The 16759-nt window shown below is 72.0% G+C and carries 14 protein-coding genes; 8 read left to right on the top strand and 6 right to left on the bottom strand.

What is annotated here, in order from left to right:
- Nucleotides 1-3 precede the first annotated feature (3 nt).
- The 5 genes from ACRAKH_RS18920 to ACRAKH_RS18900 are packed head-to-tail and all read right to left on the bottom strand — an operon-like array spanning nt 4 to nt 5090.
- Complete coding sequence (locus ACRAKH_RS18920) at nt 4-933, bottom strand: thioesterase domain-containing protein (protein WP_380718358.1); 930 nt, start codon at nt 931-933, stop codon at nt 4-6.
- Entirely contained in the window at nt 930-2399 is a 1470-nt protein-coding gene (locus ACRAKH_RS18915; protein WP_380718357.1) for an AMP-binding protein, read from the bottom strand. The genes ACRAKH_RS18920 and ACRAKH_RS18915 overlap by 4 nt, the downstream gene beginning before the upstream one ends.
- Before the next feature lie 2 nt (nt 2400-2401).
- Nucleotides 2402-2911, bottom strand: coding sequence for a phosphopantetheine-binding protein (locus ACRAKH_RS18910; RefSeq protein WP_380718355.1), 510 nt, complete (start codon nt 2909-2911; stop codon nt 2402-2404).
- Entirely contained in the window at nt 2905-3681 is a 777-nt protein-coding gene (locus tag ACRAKH_RS18905; protein WP_380718353.1) for a hypothetical protein, read from the bottom strand. Before ACRAKH_RS18905 ends, ACRAKH_RS18910 begins: the two co-directional genes overlap by 7 nt.
- Nucleotides 3681-5090, bottom strand: coding sequence for an AMP-binding protein (locus tag ACRAKH_RS18900; RefSeq protein ID WP_380718351.1), 1410 nt, complete (start codon nt 5088-5090; stop codon nt 3681-3683). The genes ACRAKH_RS18905 and ACRAKH_RS18900 overlap by 1 nt, the downstream gene beginning before the upstream one ends.
- A gap of 151 nt (nt 5091-5241) precedes the next feature.
- Here ACRAKH_RS18900 and ACRAKH_RS18895 point away from each other — a divergent pair, with 151 nt between their 5' ends.
- From ACRAKH_RS18895 to ACRAKH_RS18885, 3 genes are read left to right on the top strand one after another with little or no spacing between them, the layout of a single operon-like run.
- Nucleotides 5242-5502 (top strand): phosphopantetheine-binding protein, encoded by a 261-nt coding sequence (locus tag ACRAKH_RS18895; RefSeq protein ID WP_380718349.1) that lies wholly within the window; start codon nt 5242-5244, stop codon nt 5500-5502.
- Nucleotides 5499-6734, top strand: a complete 1236-nt coding sequence (locus ACRAKH_RS18890) for a beta-ketoacyl-[acyl-carrier-protein] synthase family protein (RefSeq protein ID WP_380718347.1) — start codon at nt 5499-5501, stop codon at nt 6732-6734. The genes ACRAKH_RS18895 and ACRAKH_RS18890 overlap by 4 nt, the downstream gene beginning before the upstream one ends.
- On the top strand, nt 6727-8139 hold the full coding sequence (locus tag ACRAKH_RS18885) for a condensation domain-containing protein (RefSeq protein ID WP_380718345.1): 1413 nt from the start codon (nt 6727-6729) through the stop codon (nt 8137-8139). The genes ACRAKH_RS18890 and ACRAKH_RS18885 overlap by 8 nt, the downstream gene beginning before the upstream one ends.
- On the opposite strand, the gene ACRAKH_RS18880 is transcribed toward ACRAKH_RS18885, so the two are convergent.
- The gene (locus ACRAKH_RS18880; RefSeq protein ID WP_380718343.1) at nt 8126-9715 is read right to left on the bottom strand and encodes a hypothetical protein; all 1590 of its coding nucleotides are present in this window, start codon (nt 9713-9715) and stop codon (nt 8126-8128) included. The genes ACRAKH_RS18885 and ACRAKH_RS18880 overlap by 14 nt on opposite strands.
- 117 nt (nt 9716-9832) lie before the next feature.
- On the opposite strand from ACRAKH_RS18880, the gene ACRAKH_RS18875 reads away from it, so the two are divergent.
- The 5 genes from ACRAKH_RS18875 (at nt 9833) to ACRAKH_RS18855 (ending at nt 16736) form a co-directional block, all read left to right on the top strand.
- A complete protein-coding gene (locus tag ACRAKH_RS18875) occupies nt 9833-10975 on the top strand; it encodes a glycosyltransferase (protein ID WP_380718341.1) in 1143 nt (380 codons plus the stop codon).
- Nucleotides 10972-11949, top strand: a complete 978-nt coding sequence (locus tag ACRAKH_RS18870) for an alpha/beta fold hydrolase (protein ID WP_380718339.1) — start codon at nt 10972-10974, stop codon at nt 11947-11949. Before ACRAKH_RS18875 ends, ACRAKH_RS18870 begins: the two co-directional genes overlap by 4 nt.
- 162 nt (nt 11950-12111) lie before the next feature.
- Nucleotides 12112-13758, top strand: a complete 1647-nt coding sequence (locus tag ACRAKH_RS18865; protein WP_380718337.1) for a class I adenylate-forming enzyme family protein — start codon at nt 12112-12114, stop codon at nt 13756-13758.
- Nucleotides 13759-13761: 3 nt separating this feature from the next.
- On the top strand, nt 13762-15408 hold the full coding sequence (locus tag ACRAKH_RS18860; protein ID WP_380718335.1) for a condensation domain-containing protein: 1647 nt from the start codon (nt 13762-13764) through the stop codon (nt 15406-15408).
- Entirely contained in the window at nt 15405-16736 is a 1332-nt protein-coding gene (locus ACRAKH_RS18855; protein WP_380718333.1) for an aminotransferase-like domain-containing protein, read from the top strand. The genes ACRAKH_RS18860 and ACRAKH_RS18855 overlap by 4 nt, the downstream gene beginning before the upstream one ends.
- Nucleotides 16737-16759 lie beyond the last annotated feature (23 nt).

The raw sequence follows: 16759 nt of genomic DNA, 5'->3' as shown, positions 1-16759 counted from the left end.
CGATCAGCCGATCAACCCGCGCAGCGCGCCGGCCACGTCATGCGGCGTGTGCTCGCGCGTCACCGCCGATGGCCAGTCCGCGAACGCCGGCCGGTCTCCCGACGGGCTGAGGAAGACGTCGAGCGGACCGGAGTACGGCCGGGGCTCCCAGTCGCGGACGGCGACCTCGTTCGCCTGCCACACGCGCGCCGAACGCCGGACGAACTCGGGGGTCGCGTCCGACGGCACGAGGTCGAGTTCCTTCCACCGGTCCAGGACCGCGACCAGGTCACCGGGCGGCTGGTCGAACCGGGGTCCGATGTCCAGGAGCTCGGCGTCGACCAGGACCAGCAGCCGAACCTCGGCGCCGTCCTCGGTGAGCCGGGCGGCCATCTCGTGGGCGACCGCCGCACCGGTAGAACAGCCGCCGAGCAGGTAGGGGCCGGTCGGCCACGTCGCGCGGACGGCTTCGACGTAGGTCTGCGCCAGGGCACCTGCAGAGGCGACCGGGTCGACTTCGGAGTAGAGCCCGGCCGCCTGGAGCCCGAACACGGTGAACTCCTCGCCCAGCGCCTGGGCGAGCCCGGCGTACGGGCCGACCTGCCCGTTGGCCGGGTGGACCAGGAACAACGGGGGAGCGGTCCCGTCGCCGCGCTGGATCTCCACCAGCGGGTCGGACAGCTGCCCGTTGTGGTCGCGCAGCCGGGCGGCGAGGCCTTCCACGGTGGGGTGCTCGGTCATCACGTTCAGGGGCAGCTGGACGCCCAGTTCCTCGAACACGGCGTTGACGACCCGCGCCGCGTCCAGGGAGTTGCCGCCCAGCTCGAAGAAGTTCTCCCGGATGCCGACGGCGAACCCGATGACCTCCTGCCACTGCCGGGCCAGCCACAGCTCCACCGGGTCGCGGGGGTGCCGGTAACCGGTGTCGAGCACGTCGTCCACGGTCGGGTTCATGGTGTGGGTGCACCGCCTTCGTGATCGGCGGCGAGCCGCCAGCGCTGGATCTTCCCGGCCGCCGAGCGGGGGAGTCGGTCGACGAACGCGAAGTGCTTGGGAATCTTGTAGCCGGCCAGGCGCCGGCCGCAGTGCGCGGCGAGTTCGGCCTTGCGGACGCTCACCTCGGGTCGCAGCACCACCTGCACGCCGACCACCGACCCAAGGGTCCCGTGCGGCACGGCCAGCGCGACGGCGTCCACCACCGCGGGGTGGGCCAGCAACGCGGCCTCGACCTCGTTCGGGTCGACCTTCTCACCACCGACGTTGATCGTGCCGTGGTCGCGGGGTTCCAGGTAGAGGTAGCCGTCGCGGTCGAGTCTGCCGCGGTCGCCCACCGTGGCGAACCCGTCCGGGGTGGTGCGGACGACCTGGTCGTTGACGTAGTCGGACCGGCCCACCCGCTGGGGGGTGCGCATGAACACGGTGCCGGCCTCGCCCGGCGCGACGGGCCTGCCGTCGTCGTCCAGGACGCGGAGCTGGGTCAGCACACCGCGCCCGACGGTGCCGGGCCGGGCCAGCCACTCGTCGCCACGGGCCAGCGTCACGCCGATGCCCTCGGTCGCGCCGTACAGCTCGAAGACCCGCTCGGGGCCGAGCAGGTCGATCCACCCGCGCTTGGTCTCCGCGTCGCAGGCGGCCGCCGTGTGCAGGAGCGCGCGCACGCTGGTGAAGGCCGCCGGGTCCGCGTCGGCGAGCATCAGGATCTCGCGCATGTGCGTCGGCGTCAGCTGCACCCACTCGATGCGGCGCTGCCGCACCAGGTCGACGGTCCACTGCGCAGCGAAGAACGGTTGCAGCACAACGGTGTTCAGGTCCAGCAGCGCGTCCACGAACACGGTGAACGGCGCCGCGTGGTACAGCGGACCGACGATGAGCTGCCGCTGGCCGGTCCGCCAACCGGTCTGCCGGATCACCAGCGACGGCGTCCGCGCGGGGTCGTAGCGCAACGGCCCCGGTCGCGCCGAGACCTTCGGCACGCCCGTGCTCGCGCCGGTCGCCAGCAGGTAGGCCGCGGCGCCGTCCCGGGTCGACGGCGGCGTGGCCGACACGATCGGCGGCCCCGGCCGGTTCCAGGCGTCCATCAGGTGGACGTGCCCGTACCGGCGGCCGATCAGTCCGAACAGGACGTCCCGCTCGGACGCGGGGGTGGCCGGGTTCAGCGCGAAGACGGGCACCTCGGCCGCGAGCGCCGCCGCGATGCCGGTCGCCGCGGCCAGGGTGTTGGCCGCCTCCACGACGACGCACGACGGCACGTCCGGGTCGAGCGCCGCCCGCAGCGCGGCCACCGCGTCGTCAACCGACCCGGCGAGTTCCCCCCACGACATGGTCTGCTCGGCCAGGTCGGCGTCGAACCCGATCAGGGCCGTCCGACCGGGTTCGGCGCGGGCGATGTCGGCGATCCGCCGGTGCACGGAGAGGGTCATCGCTACCGCAGGACCTCGGCCAGCCGCCGGACGTTGGACGCGCTCATGAACTCGTACACGTCCAACGGCCGGTCGAACTCCGCTTCGAGCGCGGCGATGATGCCGAGCGCGGACAGCGAGTCGCCGCCCAGCTCCAGGAAGTCGTCGGTCGCGCCGACCGGCCGCACGTCCATCTGCGCCGACCAGATCTCCGCGACCCGCCGCTCGACGTCGTCGCGCGGATCCTCGAACAGGGTGCACCGGCCGTCGGCGACGGCCGCCGCCAACTGCTTGGCGTCCACCGCGCCGTCCACCATCGGGACCTGGTCCACGACGAACACACCGTTGAGCCCGCAGTCCTCGCCCAGCTGTCGGTGCACGTGGTTGCGCAGCACCGGCCCGCTCAGGTACTCGGTCAGCTCGACCGCGGCGACCGTGACGTCACGGCCGTCGTGGCGCACGACGGCGACCTCGGCCCGGCTGACGCCGGGGTGCGCGGACAGGACGTCGGCTATCTCGGCCACGTTCACCACGGGCGCTCTCCTATCAGCAGTTCAGCGACGAGGTCGTGCACCGCGGGCTCGCGCAGCAGGTCGGCGTGGTCGAAGTCCAGCGGGAGGCGTCGGACGTCGTCCACGGGCGGCTCGTGGTCCTTGGAGGACACGAACAACGGCGTCCCGGAGCGCGTGTCGAACCGGCCCTGGGCGGCCAGCAGCATGTAGTCGACGTAAGCGGTGAACCCGCCGGTGAGCTGCTGCCGGAAGAACTGGTTGAGCGACAGCCGGGCGGCGACCTCGCCCATCAACGCGTCGTACCGGTCGACCAGGGCCGCGGCGATGCGGGGCAGCTCGTCCGGGTGCGCCTCGACCAGCCCGTCCGCCAAGGCACGCGCGTCGTCCAGCTCCTCGGCGGTCAGGTGGTCCGCGGAGCTCTCGATGGTGGACGTGAACTGGTCGCCGAACGAACCGGCCGTGGTCGCCGCGGCGTCGAAGAGCAGGGTCACCGGCGCGGGCGCCGACTCGGCGACGGCATCGGCGACGCAGGTGGCCAGCGACGACCCGGCGCAGTACCCCAGCACCGCGCGCACCGGGCGGCCGGTCGCCGCCACGTCTGCCACCCAGCGGTCGACGCACGCGTCGAGCGACCCCGAGCCCGGCTGGGCGATGTGCAGGAAGCAGGCGTCCACCGGGACACCGGACGCCAGGTCCGCGAACCCCGCCGCGGCTCGTCCGCCAGGGAAGTCGAGGCACAGCACGAGGTCCGGGCCGCGATTGGACAGCTGTCGCCAGTGCGTCAGTTCCACTACCCGACCTCCTGGGCGTCCACGGCCGCCGCCAGCGCCGGGTAGTCGACCTTGCCGCCGGGGGTCCGCGGCAGGCGGTCGACGTGGCGGACCGCCACGTGCCGGCTCGGCACCCCCAGCGCCTCGGCGAGGTGCCGCCGCTGCTGCTCGTGCACATCCGGGTCGCCCGCGCCGAACAGGTACACCACGTCGTCGTCGGAGACCACGGCGGACGGGTGGTCGGACCGCTCGACCATCCGCTCCAGGTCGTCCAGGCTCGTGCGGACACCGAGCACCTTGACGATCCGCTTGGTGCGGCCGGTGAGGTAGAGGTAGCCGTCGCGCAGGTATCCGAGGTCGCCCGTGTCCAGGACGTCCACCTCGGCCCCTCGGCCGAGGTCGTCGCGACCGGTCGCGTAGCCGAGCATCACGCCCGGACCGCGGTAGTGCACGGCGCCCTCGCCGGGTGCGGCCCGGCCGTGTGCTTCGACGGGCGCGATGGTGACGACGCCGCCGGGCACCGCCGTCCCGACCGAGCCGAGGCGGTCGGGGAGGGCGGCCGGGTCAAGGCACGTGATCCGCGAGGTGGCCTCGGTCTGGCCGTACATGGGGAAGAACCGGCCCTGCCGCCGCTGCATCATCCGCACCAGCCGCATCGTCAGCTCGTCGCCGAGGCGTGCGCCCGCTTGGGTCATCGTGCGGATCTCGGTGCGTTCCAACAAGTTCACGTGCGCCGGTCCGAACGCCGCGTAGGTCGTCGGCACGGCGGCGAACGAGGTGGCACCCGCCCTCGTCACGTGGTCCCACAGCGCCAACGACAACGGCGACCGGTCGGTCAGCACGATGCTCGCCCCCGCGCTCAGGTGGCTGTTCACCACCGATAAGCCATAGGCATGGGTGATCGGCAACGTGGTCGGCGCCCGTTCGGCGGACGTGACGCCCAACGCGCGGACGATGGCGTCGGCGTTCTCGGCCATCGCGTCGTACGACAGCCGCACCGCCTTGGGGCTCCCCGTCGTACCGGAGGTCGACAGCAGCAGCGCCGTGTCCGGGAAGATGTCACCCGCCGGTCGCGCCGAACGCCTGCGGAAGACGTGCGATCCTCCCACCTCGCCGACGGGCACGTAGCCACGGGCAGCCAGGTCCGACCCGCCGCCGGGCTCCGGCACGACGAATTCCGGGTGGTACTTCGAAAGTATTTCGGAGGAGGTGGGAAGGAATGCGACCGTGTGGCCGAGCCGCAGCGCGGCCAGGTAGGTCAACAGGGTGGGCAGGTCACGATCCCCCGCGCACAGCACCAACGCCTTGGTGTCGTGGCGCAGTGATCTCTCGGCCTCGCCGACGAGCGCGGCCAAGTCGCCGTACGACAGCGTCTTCCCGCCGACGAGGTGGACAGCAGGGGACTCCGGCGGCGCCTCTCCGAGCGTCACGAGATCCAGTATCGCCGAGGGCATGGCGCACATTCTGCGGCTGTTCCGAACCGCGGTCCATAGCCCGTATTCGGGTACGGCCTCGTGCTTGACGGCCAAGACCCCCGTGGGGCAGATTCCCGTTGACCTCCCGGAGAGGGGAAGTGCCGCCATGAATTCTGAGATCCGCCAGTTCCTTTTCGACTCGTTGACGGCCATGAAGTACAGCACCGCCGACATGGACGACGACACGGTGCTCGGCCCGGCAGGCGCCGACCTCGAGTCGCTGGCCCTGGCCGAGCTCTCGCTGCGGGTGGAGGACCACTTCGGCGTCCGGTTCGACGAGGACGAGGCCGAGCGGTTCGCCGCCATGACGGTCGGCGAGTTCTGCGCCGAGGTGGCCCGGCGCGCGCAGACTGCAACGGCGACGTGAGCGCGAGCGTCGCCGTGACGGGGATCGGGCTGGTCAGTCCGGTCGGCGCGGCGGTCGAGGAGGTCTTCGAGGCGGTGTGCTCCGGTCGGTCCGCGATCGTGCGCCCGCCGGAGGACCACCCGCTGCACGGCGTGCTCGACGCGGCCGCGATCGGACCGGCCATCGACCCGGAAAGCGTTCTGCCGCCGAAGGAATCGCGCGTCGTGGACCGCTCGATCGTGATGGCCGTGCGGGCTGCGGACGACGCCCTGGCCGACGCCGGGATCGAGATCGGCCGCGACGTCGACCCGTACCGCGTCGCGGTGGTGCTCTCCGGGGTCGGCGGGCTCGCGACGCTCGCGGAACAAGCCGTGGAGCGGTCCCGGCGCGGCCGGCTGGGCGTGAGCCCGTTGCTGCTGCCCGGCGTGCTGCCCAACATGGCCGCGGCGCGGGTCGCCATCAAGTTCGGCATCCGGGGGTACACGTCGTCCTCCGGCACGGCGTGCGCCGCCGGTGGGCAGTCCATCGGCGAGGCGATGCGCATCCTCCGGGCGGGCGAAGCGGACGTGGTGGTGTGCGGGTGCACCGAGGCACCGCTGTTCCCGACGTTCGCCGACGCCTTCGGCAACGCGCTCGCCCTCGCCCGCGGTTGGCCCGACCCGACCACCGCGAGCCGCCCGTTCGACCGGCGCCGCAACGGTTTCGTGCTCGGTGAGGGCGCTGGCGTGCTCGTGCTGGAGCGGTCCGACTTCGCGCGGGCGCGCGGCGCGGCAGTGCACGCCGAGGTGCTCGGCTGGGGTGCGACGAGCGACGCGCACCACCCGACCACGCCCCGGCCCGACGGCTCCAGCGCGGCGCGTAGCATGCGGATCGCACTTCGGGATGCCGGACTGTCCACAGGTGACATCGACTACCTCAACGCGCACGGCACGGGCACGAAGGCGGGTGATTCCGCTGAGGCGGCGGCGATCCGCGGCGTGTACGGCGACGCCATGCCGCCGGTCAGCTCGACCAAGGGTGTCACCGGGCACATGCTCGGCGCGTCGGGTGTGGTCGAAGCGGCGATCGGCATCGTCGCCATGCGCAAGGGGCTGCTCCCACCGACCCGCAACCTGGACGATCCCGACTCGGCCTGCGACCTCAACCACGTCCGCGGTGAGGCGCTGCCCGCCGCGGTGGGCGCGGTCATGTCCAACTCGTTCGGCTTCGGTGGCCACAACGTGAGCGTGATCTTCGGGAGAGCCGATGGGTAAACGGATCGTCCACGACCTGGTGCCCGTGCCGTTCTCCGGGCCCGGAACGGGAACCGCGCCGCTGACCTGGGGGCAGAAGACCATCCTCCACGACATGCGCAACAGCGACTGGACCTACAACATCAGCGGTGCGCACCACCTGCCGGAGGGCCTCACCGTCGCCGACGTCGCCGATCGGCTGAGCCGGCTGATGAGCAAGCACCCCGCGCTGCGGACGCGGTTCGGCACCGACGACGAGGGCAAGCCGTGCCAGGTGGTGCACGGGTCGGGCGAGATCGACCTGGAAGTCATGACCTTCGCCGACCACCTCGACCGCACCGATGCCGTCGACCACGGCAACAGACTGTGGCTCAAGTGGATGGCGGCCCCGCTGGAAGAGCACACCCCGTGGCCGCTGCGCATGGGCGTGATGCAGTACCGGGGCGAAGCGGTGTACCTGGTGCTCACCCTCGGCCACATGGTCGTGGACGGCGTGGGCGGGTTGCTGCTCATGACCGACCTCGACCTCGGCGAGCTGGTCGGCCGCCCGGTGGACCCGGACGCGGTGCGGCTCGCCGACCTCGCCCGTCGGGAGGCGACGCCGGAGTTGCGGCGGGTCAGCGACCGGGCGATGCGCTACTGGGAGGGCCACCTCCGTTCCCTGCCACCGCTGACGTTCGGCGGGTCGGGTGCGCCGGACTACGAGGCGGGGCGGCGGTGCCGCAACGTGCGGTTCCAGTCGCGGGCCGCCTACTTGGCCGTGGTCGAGATCGCCCGGCGGACCCGCACGGACACCGGACGGGTGTTGCTCGCGGTGATCGCCACCGCGATCGCCCGGACCACCGGCGTCAACCCGCTGACCTTGCACGTGGCCGCGGGCAACCGGTACCGGCCCGGGTTGGCCGATGTCATCGGCTCGGTGGTCCAGAACGCCGTGCTCACCCTCGACCTCGACGGCACGGTCGACGACGTGATCGCGCAGGCGCGCCAGGCCAGCACCGCGGCCCTGATGAACTCCTACTACGACCCCGACCAGTTGGCGGAGCTGGCCGCGCGCCTGGACGCCGAACGCGGCTACCCGGCCCGGATCACGTGCCGGATCAACGACCGGCGGTTCAGCACCAGGGCCCAGGCCGACGCGGTGGCGGACGCCGCGCCCCTCACCGAGGACGAGATCAGGGCCAAGCTCCCCGAAACGCAGGTCATGTGGCACAAGTTCGTCTACCGGTGGACCGACCAGCTGTTCGTCAACATCGAGGACCACCCGGACGCCGTGTACCTCCAGGTGGTCAACGACACCGAGGTCTTCCCGCCCGAGCAGGTGGAAGCGATGTTGTACGCGGTGGAGGAGGTGGCCGTCGAGGCCGCGTTCCGGTCGGACGTGCCGACCGGCGCACAACCCCGACCGGCCGTCACCGGCGCCTGACCGAGGCAGCCGACCAGTCCACTGAGGACTGATCGGCCGCGACCCGGGCGAGGCAGAGGTAGCGCAGTTCCGGGTCGTAGTCGCCCGCCAGCACCGTGTCCTCTTGCGCACCGGCCAGATCCCACCACACACCCGTCGCGGGCTGCCCGGCCGGCGCGCGGGTGTGGTCGGGGTGGTCCGGCCACACCGCGGCGAGCGAGTCGCTCAGCGCGACCCGTGCGCCGGGGTGGCCGGCCGACAGCTCGGCCACCCCTCGCCGAGCCAGTTCGGCTACGGTATCCGGCCCCACGTCGGGGTACTGGAGCACCTCGGTAGCCCGAGCACCCGCGCCCCCCTCGTACAACATGGCCACGCCCCGGTGTGCCAACGGTGTCGCCGCCGCCGACTCGTAGGGCAGTGCGGCCTGTTCGACCACGACCAGCAGCGCCCGCCGCACGCCGTAGTCGCCGATCAACCGCAAACCGGTGAACGGCGACGCGCTGCCCTGGTCGCACACGGCGAACGACATCGGCGTGCCGGGGCAGACGTGGCTGAGGTAGGTCGCCGTCGCCCGGCCCGGCCACACGTCGTGGATCGAGAACGCCAGCACCAGCAGGTCGACCGGCTCCGTCGGGGGCACGACGTCCGACACCAACGCCTTCGCCATCTCGCCGTAGGACTGGCCGGACAGGTCGGTGACGGGTCCGGCGTCGAAGGGTCGGACGAGGTCCGCGAAGTAGTCGGTCACCTGCGCGCGGTGGTCGTCGTCGGCGAGGACGTCGGCGTTGCCGGTGAAAGCCCTGCGCCCCGCGCGGACCAGACGCATCACCAGGGCCGGCTGTGGCCGGCGATGAACGTGGCCAGCTCGCCGACGGTCAGCAACTCGTCCGGGCGCATCCGCTCCACGTCGATCTGGATGCCGAGCTGCTCCTCCACCTCCAGCAGCAGCTCCGTTGACGTTGTGCGGCAGGACCAACCGGATGTCGTCCAGGGTGAGCCCCGCGTCGGCGACGGCCCGGTTGATCACCTCGGCCAAGGACGGGCGGTACTGGCGTTGGAACTCTTCCTCTTGGTCGCCGAACTCGCCGTCGAATTCACCGCGTTGGGCGCACACGAAGGACAACATCCGGTCGCGCGGCCCGTTGGCGCTCACCAGGCACGCGGACGCGCCCTCGCCGAACAGCGACGTGCCGGGAATCAGCCGGGCGTGGCGGGTGAACGCCTTCTCGCCCGTCAGCACCAACGCCAAGGCGTCGTCCGGGTCGCGGGCGAGCAGCCGACCGGCCAGCTCGACCGCCAGCAGCCCGCTCGCGCAACTCTGTTGCGTGACGGTGAAAGCCAGCGCGTGACCGAGTCCCAGCTCACGGCAGACGTCGTGCAGCGGGTTGTGCGGGTACGGCACGACGACCGGCATCGCGCGGCCGTGGATCACGTACCGGACCCGGTGCTCCTGGCCGCGCAGCTCGGCGAGCCCTTCCACGGCGGCGCGCAACAGCTCGGCGGGCGACCGGTCCGGGTCGAACCGGACCTGGTCGAGCCCGTGGAACCTCCGGAAGAGCCTGACCTGGATGTCGGTCAGGCCGAGCGGGTCGGCCAAGTCCTCGAGGGGAACGCGGAAAGCCGGTGTGTACACCGACACCGCGTCGAGAGCGGTCACACTTCGGGATCCCACCACGTCGTTCCGGGGAACGTCAATGTGTGCCACCATGTTGCGGTGTCGCGGTTCCTGCTGGTCGTACTGCCGCTGCAAGGCCACCTCTACCCCATGCTCGCGATCGGGCAGGAACTCGCCCGCGCGGGTCACGACGTCGTCTGGTGCGGTCCGGAGAACGTGCTGCGCCCGCTGGTCGGTCCGGACGTGATCGTGCACCCCACCGGCGCACGGGCTTATCGCCGCTACGACGAGATGGGCATGGCCGGCGTGCGGGCGATGTGGGACGGGTACCTGATCCCGTTCACCCGCTTCACCCTCGGCCCCGTCGATGAAGCTGTGCTGGAGCACAAGCCGGACGTCGTCGTCACCGAGCAGTACGCGCTGGCCGGTGCGTTGGTGGCGCACCGGCACGGCATTCCGTGGGCGACCCTGTGCACGGGCACGCTGGAGCTGACCCCGCCCGAAGACCTCGTCGGGTTCGAGGACTACCTGGCCGACAAGATGGCGCAGGCGGTGGCGATGGCGGGCCTGTCCGACGAGCCGATCGACCCCCGGTTCTCGCCGCACTTGGTGATCGCCCTGATGACGCCCGGACTCGTGGGCGACGCCGTGCTGCCGGACCGCTGCGTGCTCACCGGCGCGGCACTGGGCACCCGGCCGAACGCGCCCGATTTCCCCTGGCACCGCTGGGATCCCGACCGCAGGCACGTGCTGGTGACGGTCGGCACGCTGGTCGGCCACATGATCGGCGACTTCTACGACCGGGCCGCCGCGGTGCTCGCACCCATGGCGGACGAGGTGCAGGCGGTGTTCGTGACTTCGGGTGTGGCCGCGGAGTCCTTCCCGGACGACGCCATCACCGCCGAGCTGGTGCCGATGCTCGACCTGATGCCGAAGCTGGACGCGGTGGTGTGCCACGCGGGTGGCGCCGTCAACGAAGCGCTCACCTTCGGGGTGCCGATGGTCGTCGCGCCCGTACGGGCCGAGCAAGTGGCGCTGGCGCGGCAGGTGGCCCGGTCGGGCGCGGGCATCGAGGTGCCGATCCTCGACGTCACAGTGGCCGAACTGGACGCCGCCGTGCGGGCGGTGCTCGACGAGCCGGACTACCGGCGCAACGCCCGTCGGATCGGGGCGGAGTTCACCGCCGCCGGTGGCGCGGCGGCCGCCGCCGCCCACCTGGTCGAGTTGGCGTCCGGCACGTGACCACACGCGAGCGGGAGGACGGTCCGGTGGACGGGTCCAGGGTGAAGGCGCTGCCGGCGGCCGAGGAGTTCGCGTGGGCGAGACAGCGGCGGGCCGACATCCGCCGCGCCGGTGGCGTCCTGGACCTGGTGCTGCCGCTGCGGGAGGGCGGTGCCGGCCCCGCGCTGTTCTGCGCGCCGCCGTTGGTCGGTGCGAGCTGGTGCTACCTCGCGCTGCTGCCGCACCTCGCGCCCGAGCACCCGGTGTACGGCCTGCAACTGCGCGGTCTGCGCAGGCCCGAACCGCTCCCGGTGGACATGGCCGAGGTGGCGCGGGACTTCGCCGACCGGATCAGGCTTACCCAGCCGCACGGCCCGTACCACCTGTTCGGGTGGTCGATCGGCGGCAACACGGCGCACGCGATCGCCGAGGAACTGGAGCGCCGCGGCCACGAGGTAGGCCTGCTCGTCATCGGTGACACGCTGCCCGGCCTGCCGAACAGCCTCAGCGTGGCCGATGACGACCTGTGGCTGGTGTGCGACTTCGTGCTCCGCGAGCTCGGCTACCAGCCGGTGGTCGAGCCGGACGACCCCGACCCGGTGCGCCGGATGCTGGAGGTGGTCCGCGGTCGGCCCGGGCTGGGGCTGCACGACTGGCCGGATCGCCAACTGCTCGCCTTGCCGCACGTGATCCGGAACAACCTCGCGGTGGCACAACGCCACCGTCCCGGTCGGGTCCGCTGCCCGGTGCTGTTCCTGTCCGCCACCGAGGACGAGGAGACCACCGAGGCGAAGGTGGCTTCGTGGGACGACTGCGTGAGCGGACCGGTCGACGTGGTCGAAGTGGACTGCCTGCACGAGCACATGCTGCTGCCGGAGCCGGTCGCGCGGATCGGCGCCGCGATCACGGCCCGGCTGGCCGGGAACCCGAAGTCTTCCGCAGCCACTGCGGACACGTCCGAAAGCCTGATTGCCACAGGGGAATCGCGAACCTAGTCTCGGTGCACACGCCCGCGCCCGCGGTCGCCAGGTTCACGAGACCGGCGATCGCCACCGCCGCAGTTCGCCGAGCGCCACCGCCCCACCGCCGCCGATGCGGGAACCCGGCTTGGTGTCTTCCGTTCGATGGTCCACTGTTCTCCGCAAACGGGAGGTCTGATGAGTCGGGCGAACCTGCGCACCGCGCTGGCACAGGACATGCGGGTCGGCGCGGGCAACGTGCTGCCCATGCTGCTGGAGCACGGCGCCGACCTGGACGCCCCCCGGCTGACCTTCGACGTCGACGTGGACGGCATCCCCGCGTGGACGCCGCTGTCGCTGCGCGACCTGGCCGAACGGGTCGCCGCGCGCGCGGACTGGTTCGCCCGCAAGGGGATCGGCCGACGTGACCCCGTCGCCGTGTTCGTCACGTCGGCGGCCGACGTGTTCCTCAACTTCTTCGCGCTCAACCACCTCGGTGCGATCCCGGCGCTGATGAACGGGAGCATGCCGATCGAGGTCGCCGCGGAGTTCGTCCGCCGGCTGCGCGGCGTCGGCGTGCTGGTCGACGCCGACCACGCCGCGCTGCGGGACCACGAACTGGGCGTGCCGGTCCTGGGTGACGCCGCGGAGACCGGCACCGGTGACCCCGCCCAGGCGCCCCCGCCCTACCGCCACCACGGCGACGACCCGGTGGCGATCACGCACTCGTCGGGCACCACCCGGATGCCGACGCCGGTCGTGCACTCGCACCACTCCCTGTTCGCCGCGGTGCGCGCGGTGCGGCTCACCGAAGCCAGGCCGCACGGGCAGGTGCGCGAGCTGTCCGTGCTGCCCGCCGCGCACGCCGCCGGGATCATCGTGGTGAACCAGGCGCTGTGCAACGGCTACGAGCTGCTGTGCCTGTCCGGGCAGGGCGGGCCGTTCGAGCACAGCGGCGAGGTGGTCCTGGACGCCATCGAGCGGTGGCGGCCCACCGGGGTGTTCGGTTTCGCGGTCACCTGGGCGGAGCTGGCTCGGTTCGACCTGTCCCGGCGCGACCTGCACTCGGTGCGCAACTGGTCCAGCACCGGCGACTGCGCGCACGAGGCGCACATCCGCAAGCTCGTCGCGGTCGGCAGCCACCCCGTGTGGACGGCGGACGGCGTGGTCGACGCGCCGGGCTCGAAGTTCATCGACACGCTGGGCTCGACCGAGATGGGCCACGCCGCGTTCGCCATGAGCCACCGGCTCGGCAGCGACCGCTACGACCGCTGCGTCGGCAAGCCGTACCCGTTCGCGGAAGTGGCGTTGCTGGACGTGACGACGGGCGAGGAGGTGCCGGTGGGCCAGGTCGGTCAGTGCGGGCTCAAGTCGCCGACGCTCGCGCCCGGCTACTGGAACGACTCCACCGCCACCTACCGCAACCGCCTCAACGGCTACTACCTGACCGGTGACCTGATGTACCGGGACGAGGAGGGCTATTACTACCACCTCGACCGGGCCAACGACGCGGTGGACCTCGGCGACGGGAACTGGCTCTACACCGCGTTGACCGAGGAGCGCATCCTCGCCCGGTGCCCGGACGTCCGCGACTGCACGGTCCTGGCGACCAGGCGGGAGGACGGTCTGCCGATCACCGACGTGCTGCTGGTGCTGCACGAGGGCGCCGACCCCGCGCTGGACCGGGGTGAGGAGGTCCGCGCCGCGGTCGGCGAGGCGGTGGCGCGCACGGTGCGCCGGGTCGACGTGGTGCCCGACGCGCAGCTGACGGTCGGGCCGACCGGGAAGGTCCGCAAGTTCCTCATGCGGCAACGGGCTCTGGCGGACGCGCCCCACGGGAGGTAGTTCGTGCGGTATCCGCTGTCGTTCGCGCAGGAGCACGCACTGTCGCTGCCCGAGCCCCTGTCCCACGCGACCTGGCTGGACGGTCCGGTCGATCCCGTCGCGCTGCAACGGGCGATGGACGTCGTGGTCGCCCGGCACCCGACGCTCCGGACGAGCGTCAGCGCCTCCGGCGAGCAGGTCGTCTCGGAGACCGGTCGCGTGGTGGTGGAGCACGTCGTCGTGCCCGGTGACGTCGAACGGGCCGAGTCGATGGCCGCGGCGCTGGTCGGGCAGCCGTTCGACCTCTCCCGTGAGCCGTTGCTGAGGGCCTCGGTGATCGAGGTCGGCGCGGACGCGTTCCTGTTCGCGCTGGTGGCGCACCGGGTCATCGCCGACCGCTCCGCACTGGCGATGCTGATCGCCGATTTGTCCACTGTGTACGGCGAAGGGCTGTCCGAGCTGCCTCCGTCGTGGATGGACTACGGGGATTACGCCGTGTGGCAGCGTGAGCGGTTGGACGGCGAGGAGTTGGCGCGTCAGTTGGAGCACTGGCGCGAGGTGTTGCGTGACGTGCCCGCACCACTGCGGCTCCCGACCGGACACCGTGCCGACCGGGTGACGGCGGCGGTCGACCCCGCCGCGGTCCGACGACTGGTCGACGTGGCGGAAGGCGTCGGAGCCACCTTGTCCACGGTCTCCCTCGCCGCGTACGCCGTGGTGCTGTCCCGGTACGCCCGGGTGGACGACCTCGTGGTCGAAGTGCCGGTGAGCGGTCGCGTGCGGGTGGAGCTGGAGCCGATCGCGGGCCCGTTCGCCGACGCGGTCCCCGTCCGGGTGTCCCTGGCGGGCGAACCGGCGTTCGGCGACCTGCTGGTCCGGGTGCGGAACGCCACCGCGCACGCGGTGTCGCACGACGAGGTCCCGCTGACGAAGCTCGCCGAGGAACTCGAGGTCGACCTGTCCGCGCCGCGGTTCACCTTCGGGCCGCGTGCCGCACCGGCGCTGGACCTGCCCGGCGTGACCGTGCGCGGCCACGCCGTCCTGACGGGCACCGCCGAAGCCGACCTCGACCTGCGGGCGGACGAGCGCGGCACGCTGACCCTGGAGCACCGCACCGACCCGGGGTTCGCCGCCTGGTTGCTGCGGTCGGTGGTGGCGGTGCTGGAGCACGCCTCCGCGGACACCGCGGTGGCGGAGCTACCGGTGCCCGCTCCCGAGGGGGACTGGTCGGCGGTGACCGAGCCGTCGCCGAACGGCGTGGTCAGGCCCGTCACTGCGGAGCCGGAGGCGGACGAGGACCCGGTGCCGTCGCGTGACCGGATCGAGGAGACCATGGCCGGGATCTGGGCTGAGCTCCTGCGCACCACCGAACCGATCGGCCCGCACGACAACCTGTTCGCCCGCGGCAGCGGGTCGCTGACCGCGGTCCGGTTCGCCGCCCGCATCGCCGACCTCTACGGCGTCACCCTGCCGATGGACCGCATCGTCACCTCGCCCACGATCGCGGCCCTCGCCGAGGTCGTGTCGGCCGAACTCGCTCCCGACCCGCCCGACGACACCGCCCGCGACGCCGCGCTGGCCGACCTCTCCGACGACGAGCTGGACGACCTGCTGCGCGCGGTCGTGGCCGCCCGCGAGCGCCGTCGGACCACGGAGGGGGACCTCCGGTGAGCACACCGCCGGTCACCGCGGAGAACATCGCGGACCTGACCACCGCGACGTTGTTCGGCGCGTTGGAGGACCCGGCGCTCAACTCGATGAATTTCCTCAACGAGGTCGCGATCCACTATCCGGAGGCGATACCGCTGGCGGCCGGCCGGCCGAGCGAGGAGTTCTTCGACCTGGAGGACGTGCACCGATATCTGCGTGAGTTCTGCCGCTATCTCGCACAAGAGCTCGGGCGGACCGAAGAACAGGTGCGGCGCACCGTATTGCAGTACGGTCGGACCAAGGGGATCATCCACGAACTGGTCGCGGAAAACCTGCGGCTGGACGAGGGCATCGCGATCGACCCGGAATCGGTGGTGGTCACCGCGGGGTGCCAGGAGGCGATGTTCCTCGTGCTGCGCGCGCTGCGCGCCGACGAGTGTGACGTCCTGCTCGCGGTGTCACCGACCTACGTCGGATTGACCGGCGCGGCGCGGCTTGTCGACCTGCCCGTCCGCCCGGTGCGCACCGGCGAGCACGGGGTCGACGTGGACGACCTGGTCGCCGTGATCCGGCGGGAGCGCGCCGCCGGTCGCAGGCCGCGCGCCTGCTACGTGGTGCCCGACTTCGCCAACCCGTCGGGGCTGAGCCTGGACGTGGCGACCAGGCGGCGACTGCTGGAGGTGGCCGCCGCCGAGGACGTCCTGCTGATCGAGGACAACCCCTACGGGCTGTTCCACGGCGACTCGGACCGGATACCCACGCTCAAAGCCCTGGACGAGGACCGGCGGGTCGTCTACCTGGGCTCCTTCGCCAAGTCCGTGCTGCCCGGCGCCCGGGTGGGCTACGCGGTCGCCGACCAGCGGGTGGTCGGCGCCGACGGCGTGGTCGGCCTGTTCGCGGACCAGCTGTCCAAGATCAAGAGCATGCTGACGGTGAACACCTCGCCGATCGCGCAGGCCGTCGTCGGCGGCAAGCTGCTGGCACACGGCTGCCGCCTCACCACGGCGACCGCGCCGGAGCGGCAGCTCTACGACCGGAACCTGCGGCACCTCGTGACCGGGCTGGCCGAGCGCTTCCCGCCCGGCACGGACGTCACCTGGACCGTGCCGACCGGTGGGTTCTTCGTCGTGGTCACCGTCCCGTTCGTGGTCGACGACGCGCTCCTGGAACGCTCCGCCCGCGACTACGGCGTGCTGTGGACCCCAATGGGGCATTTCTACGACGACAGTTCGGAAGTCCGCGCCCTGCGCCTTTCCTGCAGTGTCGTATCGGTCGACCTGATCGACCGCAGTCTCGATCGGCTGGCTGCATTGATCAATGACCGGCGGGCCGATCGGGGAACCCGATGATTCATCACGGCCGATTGGCCGAT

It is taken from the genome of Saccharothrix hoggarensis (assembly GCF_052936025.1).
Note: the sequence above shows the minus strand (reverse complement) of the source record. Positions and strands in the feature narration are given on the sequence as shown.

What these genes read in the sequence shown, in the direction of transcription:
- ACRAKH_RS18920 (WP_380718358.1), bottom strand. Translation starts at nt 933, where the DNA reads ATGAACCCGACCGTGGACGACGTGCTCGACACCGGTTACCGGCACCCC.
- ACRAKH_RS18915 (WP_380718357.1), bottom strand. Translation starts at nt 2,399, where the DNA reads ATGACCCTCTCCGTGCACCGGCGGATCGCCGACATCGCCCGCGCCGAA.
- ACRAKH_RS18895 (WP_380718349.1), top strand. Translation starts at nt 5,242, where the DNA reads ATGAATTCTGAGATCCGCCAGTTCCTTTTCGACTCGTTGACGGCCATG.
- ACRAKH_RS18885 (WP_380718345.1), top strand. Translation starts at nt 6,727, where the DNA reads ATGGGTAAACGGATCGTCCACGACCTGGTGCCCGTGCCGTTCTCCGGG.
- ACRAKH_RS18865 (WP_380718337.1), top strand. Translation starts at nt 12,112, where the DNA reads ATGAGTCGGGCGAACCTGCGCACCGCGCTGGCACAGGACATGCGGGTC.